Below are 17,402 nucleotides of genomic sequence, written 5' to 3'. Positions count from 1 at the left end.
GTGATCACAGACGCAGCGACCGAGTCAATAGAGGCGATCCCGCAATGCGAGGAACGACATCGCCGCCACGAGGGTCGGCCAGCGCATCAGCCGCCCGCCGGGGAACCGCGGCACCGGGAGGCGGGCGAGGCGCGCATAGTCCGCATCGTCTCCGGCGAGCGCGTCGGCCACCAGCTTGCCGACATAGGGCGCCATCACCACGCCCAGCCCGGAAAATCCGCCGACCGCGATCAACCCCGGCTCGACCTCGCGCACGAACGGCAGGCGGTTGGGCGTGATCGCCAGCGTGCCGCCCCAGGCGTGTTCGATCGGCACGTCGCCGAGTTGCGGGAAGATGGCGAGGATGTGCTTGCGCACGAAGCCGGCGATGTCGGCGGGGAATCGGTAGGAATAATTCTCGCCGCCGCCGAACAGCAGGCGTCCGTCCGGCGTGATCCGGAAATAATAGACGACGAAGCGCGAATCGGAAACGGCATAGCCGTTGCGGACGATCGCCTGCGCGCGCTCGACACCCAGCGGCGCGGTGACCGCGACGTAGTTGTTGATCGGCATCACCCGCTGCTCGACCTTGGGCTGCAACCCGCGCAGATAGCCGTTGCAGGCGAGCACGACGCGATCGGCGACGACCTTTCCGCGCGGCGTATGGACCGTCCAGCGATCGCCCTGCCGATCGAGCGCGGTGGCGGGCGACAGTTCGTGGAGCGCGGCGCCGGCCGAGGCGGCCGCCCTGGCGATGCCCAGCGCGAAGTTGAGCGCGTGAAGATGGCCGCCGCGCATGTCGAGCAGCCCGCCATGATAACCCGACGAAGCGACGAGGTGCCGCGCTTCTTCCTTGTCCACGAAGCGGATCGCGTCGTAGCCGTAGCGATCCCGCAGGTGATCGACATGGGCGCGGGTGTGGCGGACATAGCCGGCGCGGTGATCGACATGCAGATAGCCGGGCGTGAGATCGCAGGCGGCCCGCTGATCCTCGACCAGCCAGTCGAGATGCGCGCGGGCATCGAGCGCGATGCGCCACAGTTCTCGCGCGTCGTCCGGCCCGAGATGCGATTCAAGCCATTCCTGCTCGCGCCGCATCCCGACATGGATCTGTCCGCCGTTGCGCCCCGATGCGCCCCAGCCGAGCCGATCGGCCTCCAGCAGCACGACCTTCCGCCCGGCGCGCGTGAGGTGCAGCGCCGCCGAAAGGCCGGCATAGCCGCCGCCGACCACGCAGACATCGGCCTCCACCTCGCCGTCGAGAGGCTGCACGGACGGTCCGTCGATGCGCGTCGCGGCATACCAGCTTGGCGGATAGTCGCCGCGTGCCGAGATCGCCTCGTCGTCCGTCGATCGCATCCATCCCTCCCGTTGACATTCCGCAGATGCACCATAGCCTGCGATCGCAGATATTCCACCAGGAGCCGAACCTCATGCCCCTGCCCTTCATGCCTTCGCGCCGTGGTTTCCTCGCCGGTGTCGGCGCAGCGGCCGTCGGCATCACGCTGACCGGGCTGGAGGGGTGCCATCGCGGCCCGCCCGGCAAGCGCATCAATTTCTACAATTGGGACACCTATATCGGGAAGACCACGCTCAAGGACTTTAAGTCGGCGACCGGCGTGACGGTCGACATGAGCCTGTTCTCCAACAATGACGAGCTGTTCGCCAAGCTGCGCGGCGGCAACCAGGGCTATGACGTGATCGTGCCGACCAACGATTTCGTCCAGCGCATGGCCAAGGCCGACATGCTGGAGCCGCTGGACCACGCCAGGATCCCCAACCTGAAGAACATCGCGCCGGAATTCCTCGATCCGCCGTTCGATCCGGGCCGGAAGTGGTCGATGCCCTATACCTGGCTGGTGCTCGGCCTCGGCTATCGCAAGTCGAAGATCCAGGGCGTGCCGGACGACTGGAAATGGGTGTTCGATTCGCCCCAGTATAAGGGCCGCATCGGCCTGCTGGCGGAGGCCGGCGACCTCGTTCGCCTCGTGCTCAAATATCTCGGCTATCCGATGAACACGGGCGATCCGGTCGCGCTCAAGAAGGTGGAGGATCTGCTGATCCGGCAGAAGCCCAACATCGCCGTCTTCCACGACGACAACGGGCAGGATCTGCTGCTCTCCGGCGATATCGACATCGTCATCGAATATAATGGCGACATCGCGCAGGTGATGAAGGAGGACAAGGATCTCGACTTCGTGATCCCGAAGCAGGGCAGCCAGATCTCGTCCGACTGCCTGTGCATCCCCAAGGGCGCGCCCAACCCCGATCTGGCGCACGAATTCATCAACTACCTGCTCGACGCCAAGGCCGGCGCCGAGATCAGCCAGACGATCAAATATCCCACGCCCAATGCGGCGGCGAAGGCGCTGATGGGGCCGGATTACAAGGACAATCCGGTGATCTTCCCGCCCCAGTCGATCCTCTCGAAATGCGACTACGCCACCTACAATGGCGAGGCGCTGTCGCGGCAATATGAGGAGATCATCACGCGGGTACGCGCCGCCTAGGCGACACGATCACTCCGCCTGATCGCGGTATTTGCGGAATTCGAGCTTGGCGATGGTGCGGCGGTGCACCTCGTCCGGCCCGTCCGCCAGCCGCAGCGTGCGCTGCGAGGCCCAGGCCGAGGCGAGGTGCGTCACCTGCGAGACGCCGCCGCCGCCGAACGCCTGGATGGCGTTGTCGAGGATCTTCAGCGCGGTGTTGGGCGCCGCCACCTTGATCATCGCGATCTCGGTGCGCGCCGCGCGATTGCCCTCGCGGTCCATCAGGTCGGCCGCCTTGAGGCAGAGCAGCCGCGTCATCTCGATGTCGATGCGGGCCTGCGCGATCCGCTCCTCCCACACCGAATGTTCGTGGATTCGCTTGCCGAAGGCGGTGCGCGACGTCAGCCGGCGGATCATCGTCTCCAGCGCACGCTCGGCGACGCCGATCGATCGCATGGCGTGGTGGATGCGGCCCGGCCCCAGCCGCCCCTGCGCGATTTCAAAGCCCCTCCCCTCGCCCAGCAGCATGTTGGCGGCGGGCACGCGCACCTTGTCGAGCAGCACCTGCGCGTGGCCTTCCGGCGCGTGATCGTAGCCAAAGACGGTGAGCATCTTCTCGATCGTCAGGCCGGACACGCCCGTCGGCACCAGGATCATCGACTGCTGCTGGTGGGCGGGCGCGGAAGGGTCGGTCTTGCCCATCACGATGGTGATCTTCACGCGCGGATCGCCCATGCCGGACGACCACCATTTACGCCCGTCGATCACATAATCGCCGCCGTCGCGGGTGATCGATGTCTCGATGTTGGTCGCGTCGGACGAGGCGACGGCCGGCTCGGTCATCAGGAAACAGGAGCGGATTTCGCCGTGCATCAGCGGTTTGAGCCACGCCTCCTGCTGCTCGGCCGATCCGTAGCGAAGCAGCACCTCCATGTTGCCGGTGTCGGGCGCGGAGCAGTTGAACACCTCGGGCGCCCATTTGATCTTGCCCATCTCCTCGGCGCAGAGCGCATATTCGAGGTTGGTGAGCGACGGCCCCTCGAACCGGAAATCGGGATTGACCGGGGTGCCGCCATGCGAGGGCGGCATGAACAGGTTCCACAGGCCGGCAGCCTTCGCCTTGTCCTTCAGCTCCTCGATCAGCGGCAGTTCCTTCCACCGCTCGCCCGCATCCACCTCGCGGTCGTAGCGCGCCTCGTTGGGGAAGACGTGATCGGCCATGAAGGCCTTCACCCGGTCGCGCCAATGGGTCTGCGTGTCGGACAGGCCGAAATCCATTTCTCTCTCCTATTCGCCGCGCTGGGCTCGCTGGGCCTGCTCCCACGCCGCCTCGGCGAGCGGGGCGAGGCGTTTGATCGCGACATGGGCATGGGCGGACGAGGCGTTGCCGCGGAGCATCCGCCCGTGGATGCCGTGGACGATCGCCGCCAGCCGGAACATGTTGAAGGCGATGTAGTAGGTCAGGTGCGGCAGGCTCTCGCGCCCGGTGCGGCGGCAGTAAGCGGCGACATAGTCCGCCTCGCCGGGCAACCCGCGCGACACCGGATCGGGCGAAATCACCGCATTGGCGAGGCCCGGCGGCATCCGGTACATCATCACATTGTAGGCGAAGTCCGCCACCGGATCGCCCAACGTCGACAGTTCCCAGTCGAGCACCGCGATCACGCGCGGCTCGGTCGGATGGAAGACCATGTTGTCGGGCTTGAAATCGCCATGGACGATCGACCGCCCCTGCTCGGGCGGCATATTGGCGGGCAGCCATTCGATCAGCCGGTCCATCGCCTCGAACCGGCCCGCATCGGCATCCGCGAGATATTGCCGCGAGAAACGCGCGACCTGCCGCTCCACATAATTGCCGGGCTTGCCGTAGTCGCCGAGGCCGATCGCCGCGAAATCGGCGGCATGGAGCCGCGCCATCGTCGCGTTCATCGAGTCGAAGCAGGCCGCCCGCTCCTCGCGGGGCACCTCGGGCAGATCGGAATCCCAGAAGATCCGGCCTTCGACCATCTCCATCACGTAGAACCAGCTGCCGATCACCGCGTCGTCGGTGCACAGGCCGATGGTGCGCGGCACCGGAAAGCCGTCCCCGCCGAGCGCGGTCAGCACGCGATATTCGCGATCGACGGCATGGGCGGAGGCGTGGAGCGTGCCCACCGGCTTGCGGCGCATCACGAAGGCGCGGCCGTCTTGCGCGATCAGCTTGAAGGTGGGGTTGGACTGGCCGCCCTTGAACTGCTCGACGCGCAAGGCTCCGCCCAGGCCCGGCACGCGCTCCGCCAGCCATTCGGCGAGGCGGCGCTCGTCGAACGCGTGGCCGCTGCGCACCGCGCCGGTGCCGCTGACCGCATCGGAGGAGACCATGCCTTCGCTCATCGCCCCGGCCTCAGACCGTGAACGGCGGCTCTTCCCACCACGGGAAGACCTCGGGCATGTCGCCGCTCACCGTGCAGGGATAGGAGGGCGCGCGCTTTTCGAGGAAGCTCGTCACCCCCTCCTTCGCATCCGCCGATCGGCCGCGCGCATAGACCAGTTTGCTGTCCAGCCGGTGCGCCTCCATCGGATGCTGCTGGGTGAGGCCGCGCCACATCATCTGCCGGGTGAGCGCCACCGAGACGGGTGCGGTATTGTCGGCGATCTCGCGGGCGAGCGCGCGGCCGACGCCGAGCAGCTCGTCGGCCGGGTGGATCGAACGGACCAGCCCGCCTTCCTTCGCCTCGGCGGCATCGAACAGGCGGCCGGTCGCGGTCCATTCGAGCGCGCGGCTGATCCCCACGACGCGCGGCAGGAACCAGGAAGAGGCCGCCTCCGGTACGATTCCGCGCCGCGCAAAGACGAGGCCGAAGCGCGCGGTGTCGGCGGCGATGCGGATATCCATCGGCAGCGTCATGGTGACCCCGATGCCCACCGCCGGGCCGTTGATCACGCCGATCACCGGCTTCAGGCTCTGGAAGATGCGCAGCGACACGCGCCCGCCGGTGTCGCGGATCGCGGGATGATCGTAATCGACGCTGCCGTCGGCGCGGATCGGCGATCCGGCCTCGCTCTGGCGATCGGGGCGGTTGGCATAATCGAAAGTCGCAGCACCATTGCCGAGGTCCGCGCCCGCGCAGAAGGCCCGGCCCGCGCCGGTGACGATGATCGCGGCGACGCCATCATCGGCGTCGGCGGCGTCGAAGGCGGCGATCAATTCCTCGCACATCGTCGCGGTGAAGGCGTTCAGCCGATCGGGGCGATCGAGCGTGATGGTGAGTACCCGGTCCTCGATCGCGGTGCGGATCGTCTCGTACATCGCCTGCCCTCCCCTGCCCGTCAGAGCGATGAACCGCCGTCGACCACGAACTCGCCGCCGGTCGCGAAGCCGGATTCGTCGGTGGCGAGGTAGAGGCAGACCGCCGCGATCTCCTCCGGCTTGCCGAGCCGGCCGACCGGATGGCCCGACACCCAGCCGGCATAGAGCGCCTGCGGATCGGGCGCCTGCGCCATCACCTTGTCGAGAATGGGGGTGTGGGTTGCGCCCGGATGCACCGAGTTGCAGCGCATCCCGTAGCCTTCCCGCGCATAATGGAGCGCGACCGACTTGGTGAGCATCGTCACCGCCGCCTTGGCCGCATTGTAGCCGACGAGATCGGCATTGGCGCGAATGCCGCACATCGAGGCCATGTTGATGACCGACGCATTGCGCCCCTTCATCAGCGGGATCGCGTGCTTGCAGCCGAGGAATACGCCGATCAGATCGATGTCGAGCATATTGCGGAAGCCGTCGAGCGACAGCGCCTCGATCGAACCGAGCGTGGTGATGCCGGCATTGTTGACGAGGACGTCGAGATGGCCGTGCCGCTGGCCCGCCTCGGCCAGCGCATCGAGCCAGGCCGGCTCGCTGGTCACGTCGAGCCGCACGAAGCTCGCCGCGTCGCCCAGTTCCGCTGCCAGCGCCTCGCCCTGCGTAGCGTCGATGTCGGCGATCACCACCTTCGCGCCCTCCGCGACGAAGCGGCGCACGATCGCCTCGCCCAGCCCGGAGGCGCCGCCGGTGACCAGCGCGACCTTGCCCTCGATCCGTCCGCTCATGCCCCCGCCCCCTCGAACAGCCGCGCCGGCGCCTCGATCAGCGCGCGGAAGGCCTTGAGCCAGCGCGCGCCCGTCGCGCCATCGAGCGCGCGATGATCGCAGGTGAGCGTCACCGTCATCACCTGTTCCTCCGCCAGCGCGCCGTCGCGCAGCACCGGCCGGGTGCGCGCCGCGCCGACCGAGAGGATCGCGGCCTGCGGCGGGTTGATGATCGACCCGAAGCTCGTCACCCCGAACATGCCGAGGTTGGAGACGGTGAAGGTGCCGCCGGTATATTCGTCCGGCTGGAGGCGGAAGCGCTGGGCACGATCGGCGAGGTCCTTCAGCTCGGCGGCGATGGCGGTGACGGATTTGCCCTCCGCCTCGCGCACGATCGGCGTCATCAGCCCGCCCTTGATCGCCACCGCCACGGCGACATCGGCATGGGCGTGCTGCAGCATCCCTTCCGGCACGTAGCTGACATTGGCCTCGGGCACCTCGATCAGCGCGAGGGCCGCCGCCTTCACCACCAGATCGTTGACCGAGACGCGGGCCGCCCCCTCCCCGCCATTGTGCGCAGCACGCGCGGCGAGCAGGGCGTCGAGGCCGATCTCCATGCCGAGCGGGAAGTGCGGGATGTCGCGCGCGCTCTCGGTCATGCGCTGGGCGATGACGCGGCGCAGTCGGTCGTGCGGCTTAACCGCATAGGAGCCGCGAGGCAGGCCGATAAGCTCGAGGCGGCCGGCCAGCGCCTCGTCAATGGTGTCGGTGGTCATGCCCCGCATAAGAGGCGCGGGGGCGGCCGGCGTAACCTCTGGAAAGTGCTAGATCAGGCGGCCGCACTCGGTCGCGCGGACATGCGCGCGTGCCACGCCGCCAGCCACGCCCGCTCGCCGATCGGGTCCATCCCCACCGCCTTGGCGAAATCGACGAAGGCGAGGAGCAGGATGTCGCCCATGGTGGGCGTGGCACCCGCGACATAATCCCGCGCGGCGCATTGCCGGTTCAGGAAATCGAGCGTCCAGAAAGCCATCGCCTTCAGCGAGGGTGCGGCCTCCTCCGGCGCCACGATCAGGCGCGGCTCGAACATCGGCCGCCCTTCCGCAGCGCGGAAGCCCAGCGTCAGCGGGGTCGCGAAGCCGAGATCGATCCGGCGCGCCCACATCCGCGCCTCGGCCCGCTTCTCCGGCGTGGTGCCGATCAGCGGTGGCGAGGGCACCAATTCCTCGAAATATTCGCCGATCGCCAGCACCTCGGTGATGATCTGGCCCGCGTCGGTCTCCAGCGCGGGCAGCGCGCCGAGCGGATTGACCTCCGCCATGTACGGATCGCGCCGGCACTCGCCGCCCATGATGTCGATCTCAACGAGATCGAGCGCGATGCCCTTTTCGGCCGCCGCCATGCGCACGATGCGCGGGCTGGGGCCGATCGAATTGTAGAGCTTCATGGTCACTCGATCGTCGCGATCAGCGTTCCCACCTCGTAGGTCTCGCCGATCTGGCCGATCACCTTGAGCGTGCCAGAGACGGGCGCATCGACCTCGTTGGTCGATTTGTCCAGCTCCACCGCATAGAGCGGCGTGCCCGCCGTCGCCGTGCCGCCGTCGGGCACCAGCCACTCGGTCAGCGTCGCCTCGGTCATCGTCATGCCGATCTTGGGAATGCGGATTTCGGTGCTCATGTCGTCCCCTCGTGGTCGCTGTTTTTTCTGGCCGCCGTCGCACCGCGCAACAAGCTGGCATTGTGCCTAGGAAATGCCGGTCAGACGAAGACCTGGCGGTAGAGATCGGCGATCTCGGCGGCATCCGGCTCGCGCGGATTGTTGCCCGGCGATCCCGAGGCGAGCGCCTGCTTGGCCATGATCGGGATCAGCTCCATGTAGCGCGCCTGCGGGATGCCGTAGGCGGCGGGCGTCGGCACGCCGAGATCGGCGTTGAGCGCGCTCAGCTCGTCGAGCAGGCGGGCGACAGCGGACTGGTCCCCCTCCTCCTCGCGCGCCACGCCCATCGCCCGCGCGCAGGCGGCGTAGCGGGTGCGGGCCGATGGCGCGGAAAAGGCCGTCACCGCCGGCAGCAGCATCGCGTTGGACAGCCCGTGGGGCACGTGGAAGAAGGCACCGATCGGCCGGCTCATGCCATGCACCAGGGCGACGCTGGCGTTGGAGAAAGCGAGGCCGGCATGGTGCGCGCCGACCATCATCGCCTCGCGCGCCGCATGGTCGTCGGGCGCATCGCAGGCGCGGCGGATGTTGGGCGCGATCAGCCGCATCGCGGAGAGCGCCATCGCATCCGAAAAGGGATTCGCCCGCTTCGACACATAGGCCTCGATCGCGTGGGTGAGCGAGTCGATGCCGGTATCGGCGGTGAGCCGGCGCGGCTTGGCCAGCGTCAGCTCGTAGTCGAGGATCGCGATGGTCGGCAGGAAGGCCAGCCCCGCGCACAGCATCTTCTCGCTGGAAACCTCGTCGGTGATGATCGTGAAGCGCGTCGCCTCCGATCCGGTGCCGGCGGTGGTCGGCACCGCGACGATCGGCAGGCCGGGCGTGTCGGTGGTGGCCGGCGCCTTCATCGAGGGGATCGGGCGCGGATCGATCGCCAGCGCGGCGACCGCCTTGGCGGTGTCGATCGGGCTGCCGCCGCCGAAGCCGATCACGCAATCATGATCGCCCTCGCGCAGCGCGGCGAGCGCGGCCTCGACCACGGCGACGGTCGGGTCCGGCACGGTATCGGTGAAGGCGCGCGCGGTCATCCCCGCCTCGTCCAGCACCGCCATCAGCCGGTCGAGCATCCCGTTACCCGCCAGGAAGCCATCGCTGACAACGAACGGCCGCGACAGCCCGCACTGGCCGAGCGCGGCGGGCAGCTCGGCGAGCGCCCCGCCGCCGACGCGGATCACACGGGGAAGGTTCACGGCCGCCATCACTTCTCCTCCACGGTCAGCACGCCGCCGCGCACCGCCACGATCGTCTGCGCGACGAAGCGCAGCATCTGGTCGGCGCGGGCCGGATCGTTCCAGATGTCGCTATTGAGCGCCAGCCCCTCCACCGCCGCCCAGACATAATCGTTGAGCATGTCGAGCCGGGGATCGCCCGCCCATTCGGGGAACACCCGCACGATCTCGTCGCGCCACACCCGATCGTAGAGCCGCGCGCGATCGAGGAAGATGGCGCGCAGATCGGCATCGGTGCGCGAGGCGACGTGCAGTTCCAGATAGGCGGCATATTCGGGTGTGCCGCAGGTCGCGTAGGAAATGGCGATGCCGGCGCTGCGCGCGACGCGCTGGGTGTCGGTGAGCGCCCGGATGCGATCGAGGAAATCCGCCATGCGCCGGTAGAAGGCATATTCGATCACCGCCGCCATCAGATCGAGCTTGCTGGCATAATGGTGGAGCATCGCGCCGCGCGAGATACCGGCGCGCGTCGCCACCGTCTGCAGCGAGCAGTTGGCGTAGCCGCTCTCCGCCAGGCAGGCGAGCGCGGCGTCGAGCATCGCATTGCGCGTCGCACGGCTCTTGCGTTGCTGCCAGCCCGAAGGCTCGCCTCCCTCTTCCGCAAGGCTTTCGGGCAGCAATTCGGTCAGCGCCAGCGTCATCACTCACCCCTCAAAAACCGGACGACCATCCTGCAACAGAACGACCGACATGTTTTCTATGACAAAGGACAGGTTCTCGCATCCGCCGATCGGAGCGAACATCCCGGCCCATCGCAAGAGGCGCACAGCGCGCCCGGCCCGGAGAGACATCGTGGACCAGCCGAACCATTTTCGCGCGGATCGTCACCCGTCCGAATCCTACGAGGACATCCTAGAGCGCGACACCCGCACGATCCCCGATCATCTCCGCCAGGGGCCGACCCGCGACCTCGGCGACGAGGGCATCCCGGTCACCAACTATTTCGATCCCGCGCACTTCGCCAAAGAGGTCCGCCACGTCTGGCTGAAGGTGTGGCAATGGGCCTGCCGCGAGGAGGACATTCCCAACCCCGGCGACGTCTTCGTCTACGAGAATGTCGGCAAGAGCCTGCTGGTCACCCGGCAGGAGGACGGATCGATCAAGGCCTTCTGGAACAGCTGCCTGCATCGCGGCCGCAAGCTGGTCGACAAGAGCGGCCACAAGGTCGACTTCCGCTGCAAGTATCATGGCCTCGCCTGGAAATGCTCGGGCGCGTTCAAGCACAACCCGATCGGCTGGGATTTCCCGCAGTTCAACCGGATGGATGTAAGCCTTCCCGAAGTGAAGGTGGAGACGTGGGGCGGCTTCGTCTTCATCAACTTCGATCCCGCCGCGCGGCCGCTGATGGACACGCTCCAGCCGCTCGCCGACCATTTCGATCGCTACGATTTCGCCAACCGCTACAAGGCGGCGCACGTTTCCAAGGTGGTACCGTGCAACTGGAAGGTGATGGCGGAGGCTTTCATGGAGAGCCACCACACCATCGCCACCCACCCGCAGCTCGCCCCCTTCCTCGGCGACGTGAACAGCCAGTATGATGCGCTGAGCGACCACGTCACCCGGCAGTTCACCGCGACCGGCGTCGCCTCTCCCATGCTGTCGGACCGCAATATCGACGACATGGCGATCCTGAAAGCGATGGAGGCGGCCGGCGGCAGCCACGTCTCCGGCGGCCAGGCGAGCAAGGAAGGCGGCGCGGCCGAGAAGAAGCCGGTCAACAATGCCCGCGACACCCCGGACGCGCCGGACACGCTGGAAGAGGGCGTCTCCGCGCGCATGTTCGCGTGCAACATCACGCGCCAGTCGCTCGGCATCGAGGATGGGTGGGATTATTCGGACGTGTCGGACGCCGAGATCATCGACGCCCTCCTCTACAACGTCTTTCCGCACATGAGCTTCTGGGCGGGCTACGCCCCTAACATCGTCTATCGCTGGCGGCCGAACGGGCTCGATCCCGACACGTCGATCATGGACGTGATCATCCTGAAGCGCGTGCCCAAGACCGGCCCCCGCCCGAAGCCGGTGCAGGAACATCGCCTGACGCTGGAGGAGGACTGGTCCTCCTCGCCGATGCTCGGCGCGCTCGGCCCGGTGTTCGAACAGGATATGGAGAACCTGCCGCAGGTGCAGGAAGGCCTCAAGACCTCAGGCACCGGCGTCGTCCACTTCGGGCTTTATTCGGAGATGCGGATCCGCCTTCTCCACGTGCTGATCGGCCGCATGATCGCCGAAGGCGAAGCCCGCGTCGGCTGATCGCGCCAGCGCGGCAAAGGGTCACTGCAACTTTCGATAGTAGGCGCGTCGGCCGATCTCGACGACACAGACAGACATATAAAAAATACCGTCAGGAGGGGAATGGATATGGGGAGCAACACGCGCATCCTGGGGGCCATGCTGCTGGCCTCGACGTCGCTCGCATGGGCCGCCACGTCGGCCGACGCACAGGCCGCCGACGCGACGAAACCGGCGGCACCGGCTGCGGCGCCCGCCGCGCAGACCGGCGCCGAGGATATCATCGTCACCGCCCGCAAGCGCGACGAGACGCTGCTGCAGGTGCCCGTCGCCGTCTCGGCGATGAGCGCCAGCGACATCACCCGCTACGCCGCGACCGACCTCACCAAGATCGGCCAGCTGGTGCCGCAGGTGATCCTCGCCAAGACGGGCGGCGGCGGCGCCGGCGCCTCCTTCGCGATCCGCGGCATCGGCTCCTCCGCGCTCGACGCGGGCATCGACCAGACCGTCTCGCTCAACATCGACGGCGTGCAGATCAGCCGTGGCCGCCTGATCACATCGGGCTTCTTCGACATCGCGCAGGTCGAGGTGCTGAAGGGTCCGCAGGCGCTGTTCTTCGGCAAGAACAGCCCCGGTGGTGTCATCTCGGTCCACACCAACGGGCCGACCGACCATTTCACCGGCTACATGCGCGCCGGCTACGAGTTCAAGGCGAACGAGCGCTATGTCGAAGGCGCGGTCGCCGGGCCGATCACCGACACGCTGGGCTTCCGCATCGCGCTGCGCGGCGACGCGATGGCGGGCTATATCAAGAATGTCGCCGGCGAATTGGCGGTGCCGAGCGACCCGACCCACCCCAGCCCCGGCGCCGCGCACAGCCGCGATCCGGGCACCCACGAATTCCTGGGCCGCGGCACGCTGGCGTGGAAGCCGAGCAGCCGCTTCGACGCCAACCTCAAGATCTTCGGCGACAAGCTCAAGGATCATGGCGAAACCGGCGGCAACGACCTGAAATGCTCGGGCCACCCGCAGACGCTCGATTTGCTGAGCGGCACCTTCGTCACCGATCCCTATGGCGACTGCAAGATCAACGGCGTGCGCACGCTGGGCGCCCTGAATCCCGAAATCGCCGCCAACTATCCCAAGTCCAACGGCGGCGTGCCCTACACCCAGTATCACGCCTTCCTCACCTCGCTGACGATGAACTATCATCTCGACAAGGCGACGATCACCTCGGTGACCGGTTACTGGCATTATCGCAACGACAGCTTCGACAATTTCGCCAACGACAGCTCGCCGACGGTGTTCGGCGCCAACCTCGACGACAGCAAGGCCTTCACCCAGGAACTCCGCCTCAACACGACCTTCGAGGGGCCGCTCAACTTCGCGTTCGGTGCCTATTACGAGGACAGCAAGCGCGATACGCGCGGCAACGGCTTCATCGGCGATGTCGGCCCCGATCCGCGCAACGGCCAGACCAACAACTGGCAGCTGCTGAGCTTCAACAAGGGCAAGACCTATTCGGCGTTCGGCCAGGCGATCTACAATATCCTGCCCAACCTCGAGCTGGCCGGCGGCGTCCGCTGGACGCGCGAGGTGAAGCACACCACGCTCGGCAACAGCTTCGTCAACGAGAATATCGCGGCGCTCGGGCTGGTCGAGGCCGAGGGCGATTTCAGCTCGGGCAAGTTCTCCGACACCAACTGGTCGCCGGAAGCGACGCTGACCTGGCACCCGACGCGCAACACCACGCTCTACGCGGCGTACAAGACCGGCTACAAATCGGGCGGCTTCTCCAACCCCTCGATCCTCTCGCCGGGCCAGAATGCCGACAATCTGAGCTTCAAGCCCGAACATACGCGCGGCGGCGAGATCGGCGCCAAGGGTTCGCTGATGGGGGGCAAGCTGGCGATCAACGCGGCAATCTACCGCTACACCTACAAGGGGTTGCAGCTCACCTCGTTCAACCCGACGCCGCCCTCCTTCACGATCAAGAACGCCGCCTCGGCGCGGACGACCGGTGTGGAGGTGGACAGCTCCTACAGCATCACCCGCGATTTTCAGATCCGTGCCTCGGTCGGCTATAACGACGCCAAGTATCTGAGCTTCGATGCGCCCTGCTATTCGGGCCAGACGGCGGCGACGGGCTGCACCGGCGCCAACGGCACGCAGGATCTGACCGGCACCTCGCTTGTCCGCGCGCCGAAATGGAGCATGACCGGCGGCTTCACCTACGACATGCCGCTGGGCAATGGCGACATGAAGCTCGGCTTCTCGTCCGACGCCAACTACACCAGCGGCTACTGGCTGCTCGAGAACCAGAACCCCAACGGCTACCAGAAGGGTTTTGCCCGCCTGAACGCCTCGATCCGCCTGCACGAGGCGGACGATCGCTGGGAGTTCGCCTTCATCGGCCGCAACCTGACCAACAAATATTATGCGGTGGCGGGTTCGGAGAAGGCGTTCGGTACACCGGACGAGATCGCCGTCACGATCGGCCGCCCGCGCGAGCTGGTGCTCCAGGGCACCTACAAGTTCTGATGCCGGTCAAGGCACCCGCCGGCGCCCAGCGACGTGCCGGTGGGTGCCTGTGCGGGGCGGTGCGCTACACGATGGTGTGGCCGCCGCTCGATCTCGTCACCTGCAGCTGCCGGCATTGCCAGAAGCAATCCGGCGGTGCGCTCTCGGTTGTCGCGATCGTCGGGCGCGACATGCTGGAGGTGGAGGGCGACCTTTCCACCTATGACGACATCGGCAATAGCGGGCACGACGTCTGGCGGCGTTTCTGCCCGTCCTGCGGATCGCCGATCCTCACCGACACGCCGACGGCGACCGAGGCGGGCGTGCGCTTCGTCAAGGCGGGCACGCTCGACGACACGACCGACCTCCAGCCCTCCAGCCATTACTGGACCGAACGCGCCCAGACCTGGGTGCTCTTCCCCCCCGCCGATCGCATCGCGCTGCGTGAGGAGATGCCCGTGATCCCCGGCAAGGACGATACATGCCGACAATAGATTATCGCGCGCCGCTGAAGGCGCTGGTCGCAGTGCGCGGCCACCCCTTCGATCGCAACGCCTTCGCCGCTTTGTTCGACGGCATGGAGGGCATCTCCGCCACGATGGTGGATCAGCCCGCCGCCGCGCAGCTGATGAACCCGGACGGGATGGCGCCGTTCGACGTGCTCGTCCTCTACGACATGCCCGGCCTCGATTTCGCGGCCGAGACCGACAGGCCCGGCTATGTCGATCCGGGCGAGGCGTTCCGCACCGGCTTCACCGCGCTGCTGGAACAGGGCAAGGGCATCGTCGCGCTGCATCACGCGTTCGCCGGATGGCCGGCCTGGCCCGCTTATGCCGATGCGCTGGGCGGCAGCTTCCTCTACCGCCCCGGCCCGTTGCGCGGTCGCGACCGGCCCGATTCCGGCTATCGCCACCAGGTCGAATACACCGCCGAGGTGGTCGCGCCCGATCATCCGGTGATGGCAGGCATCCCCGCGACCTTCGCGATGACGGACGAGGCCTATCTCGGCGAGGTGTTCGAGGACGAGGTGACGCCTCTGCTCCGTTCCAGCCACGCCTTCACGCGCGACGGCTTCTATTCGGCGACCGCCGCGATGGAGGGGCGGATGTTCAGCAACGAGGGCTGGAGCCACGAGGAAGGATCGAACCTGATCGGCTGGACCAAGCGTGCCGGCAACAGCCCGCTCGTCTACCTCCAGCCCGGCGACGACCAGATCACCTACGACAATCCGGTCTACCGGCGGCTGGTGGAGAATGCGATCCGCTGGGTCGCCTCGCCCGAAGCCCGCGCCTGACCGCGAGGAGACACGCATGACGACGATCAACCGCCGCTTCACCCTCGTCCGCCGCCCGTCGGGTCTGCCCACCGCCGCCGACTTCGCGCACGACACGCAGCCCGTGCCGGAACCGCGCGACGGAGAGGTGCTGATCCGCAACCGCTACGCCTCGCTCGATCCCGCGATGCGCGGCTGGCTGGACGATCGCCCCTCCTACATGCCGCCGGTGCCGCTCGGCGCCCCCGTCCGTGCCTCGACGATCGGCGAGGTCGCGGCGTCTGCCAATCCGGATTTCGCGCCCGGCGACTGGGTGCTCGGCCTGAACGGCATCGAGGATTATTCGATCGCGAAGCCCGGCGGCTTCACCATGAAGATCGACGCGAAGGCGGTGCCGTCGGTCACCAACTATCTCTCGGTGCTCGGCGCGGTCGGCCTCACCGCCTATTTCGGACTGCTCGACGTCGGCAAGCCCAAAGCGGGCGAGACGGTGCTGGTGACGGGTGCGGCCGGTGCGGTCGGCTCGCTGGTCGGCCAGATCGCGAAGATCCAGGGGTGCCGCGCAATCGGCATCGCCGGCGGGGCGGACAAATGCGCGCGCCTCACCCGCGACTACGGTTTCGACGCGGCAATCGACTATCGCGGCAAGGATGAGGCCGCGCTCACCGCCGAAATCCGCGCGGCGGCGCCGGACGGCGTGGACGTGATCTTCGAGAATGTCGGCGGGGTCATCCTCGATGCCGGTCTCAACAATCTGAATCAGGGCGCCCGTATCGCGCTGTGCGGGCTGATCAGCGAATATAACAGCACCGAGGGCGCCGTCGGCGCGCGCAACGTCTGGCAGCTGATCGTCAAGTCCGCCTCGATCAACGGCTTCCTCGTCTCCTCCTATCTCGATCGCTTTCCGGAGGGTGCGGCGGCGATGGCGCAGTGGGTGGCGCAGGGGAAGATCCGCGCCGACGAACATGTCGACGAGGGGATCGAGAACGCCCTGCCCGCCTTCCTCCGGCTGTTCGAGGGCAGCAACCAGGGCAAGATGATCCTGAAGATCGGGGGCGAATGATGGAGCGGCTGGCAGGGCGTCATGTCGTCGTCACCGGCGCCGGATCGGGCATCGGCAAGGCGACCGCCGCACGGCTGCGGCGCGACGGCGCGCAGGTGTTCGGCGTCGATCGCGCGGGCGATGTCGAGCTGCGGCTGGACGTGACCGAGGCGGGCGCGTCGGACCGGATCGTCGCCGCCGCGATCGAGGCGATGGGCGCGCTCGACGGCGTCGCCGCCTGCGCCGGCATCGCGCGCGGCGAGCCGCTGGAAACCCATGACGATGCCTATTGGGATCTGGTGCTGGCGGTGAACGTCAGCGCCGTCTTCCGCCTCGCCCGCGCCGCCATCCCGGCGCTGCGCGCGTCCGGCCGGGGGCGGATCGTCACGATCGGATCGGTGATGTCGAGCTTCGGCGCGCCGGGGCTGGTCGCTTATGCCGCCTCCAAGCACGCCGTGCTCGGCATGACGCGCGCGATGGCGGCGGAGCTGGGGCCGGACAGGATCACGGTCAATTGCGTGCAGCCCGGCGCGATCGCCACGCCGCTGACCGCCGAGGTGTTTTCCAACCCCGATTATGCCGGCTTCTGGACCAACAAGGCCGCGCTCGGCCGGCTCGGCCAGCCCGAAGACATCGCCGACGTGATCGCCTTCCTGATGTCCGACGACGCACGCTTCGTCAGCGGCCATGGCATGCTGGTGGACGGCGGCGCGATGCAGCAGCCGTAACCTTCAATCCTCCCCCGCCAGGGAGAGGGGGACCATGCGGAGCATGGTGGTGGGGGCCGACGGCGGGACTCCCGTGACGGACACCACCGCCTTCCCTCCGTCGCCTCCGGCGCCACCTCCCCCTGGCGGGGGAGGATTTTAGAG

The 17,402-nt window shown here is 67.5% G+C and carries 17 protein-coding genes; 7 read left to right on the top strand and 10 right to left on the bottom strand.

The features are described 5' to 3' along the window. Positions 1–24: 24 nt before the first annotated feature. Positions 25–1,338: an NAD(P)/FAD-dependent oxidoreductase gene (locus QGN17_RS01830; RefSeq protein ID WP_281042814.1), complete on the bottom strand. Its 1,314-nt coding sequence runs from the start codon at positions 1,336–1,338 to the stop codon at positions 25–27. A 74-nt stretch (positions 1,339–1,412) separates the two neighbouring features. Here QGN17_RS01830 and QGN17_RS01825 point away from each other — a divergent pair, with 74 nt between their 5' ends. Then, on the top strand, positions 1,413–2,489 hold the full coding sequence (locus QGN17_RS01825) for an ABC transporter substrate-binding protein (protein ID WP_281042813.1): 1,077 nt from the start codon (positions 1,413–1,415) through the stop codon (positions 2,487–2,489). Positions 2,490–2,498: 9 nt separating this feature from the next. On the opposite strand, the gene QGN17_RS01820 is transcribed toward QGN17_RS01825, so the two are convergent. The 9 genes from QGN17_RS01820 to QGN17_RS01780 all read right to left on the bottom strand — a co-directional run bounded on the left by QGN17_RS01820 (position 2,499) and on the right by QGN17_RS01780 (position 10,104). Further along, positions 2,499–3,746: an acyl-CoA dehydrogenase family protein gene (locus tag QGN17_RS01820; protein ID WP_281042812.1), complete on the bottom strand. Its 1,248-nt coding sequence runs from the start codon at positions 3,744–3,746 to the stop codon at positions 2,499–2,501. Between the two features lie 9 nt (positions 3,747–3,755). Beyond that, the gene (locus QGN17_RS01815; RefSeq protein ID WP_281042811.1) at positions 3,756–4,841 is read right to left on the bottom strand and encodes a phosphotransferase; all 1,086 of its coding nucleotides are present in this window, start codon (positions 4,839–4,841) and stop codon (positions 3,756–3,758) included. Between the two features lie 10 nt (positions 4,842–4,851). Beyond that, a complete protein-coding gene (locus QGN17_RS01810) occupies positions 4,852–5,757 on the bottom strand; it encodes a crotonase/enoyl-CoA hydratase family protein (RefSeq protein ID WP_281042809.1) in 906 nt (301 codons plus the stop codon). A 20-nt stretch (positions 5,758–5,777) separates the two neighbouring features. Then, a complete protein-coding gene (locus QGN17_RS01805; RefSeq protein ID WP_281042808.1) occupies positions 5,778–6,536 on the bottom strand; it encodes a glucose 1-dehydrogenase in 759 nt (252 codons plus the stop codon). Continuing rightward, positions 6,533–7,291, bottom strand: a complete 759-nt coding sequence (locus QGN17_RS01800) for a 2-oxo acid dehydrogenase subunit E2 (protein WP_281042807.1) — start codon at positions 7,289–7,291, stop codon at positions 6,533–6,535. The genes QGN17_RS01805 and QGN17_RS01800 overlap by 4 nt, the downstream gene beginning before the upstream one ends. A gap of 53 nt (positions 7,292–7,344) precedes the next feature. After that, complete coding sequence (locus QGN17_RS01795) at positions 7,345–7,962, bottom strand: glutathione S-transferase family protein (RefSeq protein WP_281042806.1); 618 nt, start codon at positions 7,960–7,962, stop codon at positions 7,345–7,347. A 2-nt stretch (positions 7,963–7,964) separates the two neighbouring features. Further along, positions 7,965–8,195 (bottom strand): biotin/lipoyl-containing protein, encoded by a 231-nt coding sequence (locus tag QGN17_RS01790; protein ID WP_281042805.1) that lies wholly within the window; start codon positions 8,193–8,195, stop codon positions 7,965–7,967. An 80-nt stretch (positions 8,196–8,275) separates the two neighbouring features. Further along, the gene (locus QGN17_RS01785; RefSeq protein ID WP_281042804.1) at positions 8,276–9,433 is read right to left on the bottom strand and encodes an iron-containing alcohol dehydrogenase; all 1,158 of its coding nucleotides are present in this window, start codon (positions 9,431–9,433) and stop codon (positions 8,276–8,278) included. After that, entirely contained in the window at positions 9,433–10,104 is a 672-nt protein-coding gene (locus tag QGN17_RS01780; protein ID WP_281042803.1) for a TetR/AcrR family transcriptional regulator, read from the bottom strand. Before QGN17_RS01780 ends, QGN17_RS01785 begins: the two co-directional genes overlap by 1 nt. A gap of 151 nt (positions 10,105–10,255) precedes the next feature. On the opposite strand from QGN17_RS01780, the gene QGN17_RS01775 reads away from it, so the two are divergent. From QGN17_RS01775 to QGN17_RS01750, 6 genes are all read left to right on the top strand, one after another. Continuing rightward, positions 10,256–11,716: an aromatic ring-hydroxylating oxygenase subunit alpha gene (locus QGN17_RS01775; RefSeq protein WP_281042802.1), complete on the top strand. Its 1,461-nt coding sequence runs from the start codon at positions 10,256–10,258 to the stop codon at positions 11,714–11,716. A 108-nt stretch (positions 11,717–11,824) separates the two neighbouring features. Further along, positions 11,825–14,236, top strand: coding sequence for a TonB-dependent receptor (locus tag QGN17_RS01770; protein ID WP_281042801.1), 2,412 nt, complete (start codon positions 11,825–11,827; stop codon positions 14,234–14,236). After that, positions 14,236–14,709, top strand: a complete 474-nt coding sequence (locus QGN17_RS01765; protein ID WP_281042800.1) for a GFA family protein — start codon at positions 14,236–14,238, stop codon at positions 14,707–14,709. Before QGN17_RS01770 ends, QGN17_RS01765 begins: the two co-directional genes overlap by 1 nt. Continuing rightward, positions 14,697–15,509, top strand: coding sequence for a ThuA domain-containing protein (locus QGN17_RS01760; RefSeq protein WP_281042799.1), 813 nt, complete (start codon positions 14,697–14,699; stop codon positions 15,507–15,509). Before QGN17_RS01765 ends, QGN17_RS01760 begins: the two co-directional genes overlap by 13 nt. A gap of 16 nt (positions 15,510–15,525) precedes the next feature. Beyond that, positions 15,526–16,551 (top strand): NADP-dependent oxidoreductase, encoded by a 1,026-nt coding sequence (locus QGN17_RS01755; RefSeq protein ID WP_281042798.1) that lies wholly within the window; start codon positions 15,526–15,528, stop codon positions 16,549–16,551. Further along, positions 16,551–17,258 (top strand): SDR family NAD(P)-dependent oxidoreductase, encoded by a 708-nt coding sequence (locus QGN17_RS01750; protein WP_281042797.1) that lies wholly within the window; start codon positions 16,551–16,553, stop codon positions 17,256–17,258. The genes QGN17_RS01755 and QGN17_RS01750 overlap by 1 nt, the downstream gene beginning before the upstream one ends. Positions 17,259–17,402: the final 144 nt, after the last annotated feature.

The sequence above is a fragment of the Sphingomonas oryzagri genome, from assembly GCF_029906645.1.
Classification (GTDB): Bacteria; Pseudomonadota; Alphaproteobacteria; order Sphingomonadales; family Sphingomonadaceae; genus Solisphingomonas; species Solisphingomonas oryzagri.
The sequence above is the reverse complement of the archived record's forward strand: the minus strand, read 5'-3'. Positions and strand labels throughout refer to the sequence as shown.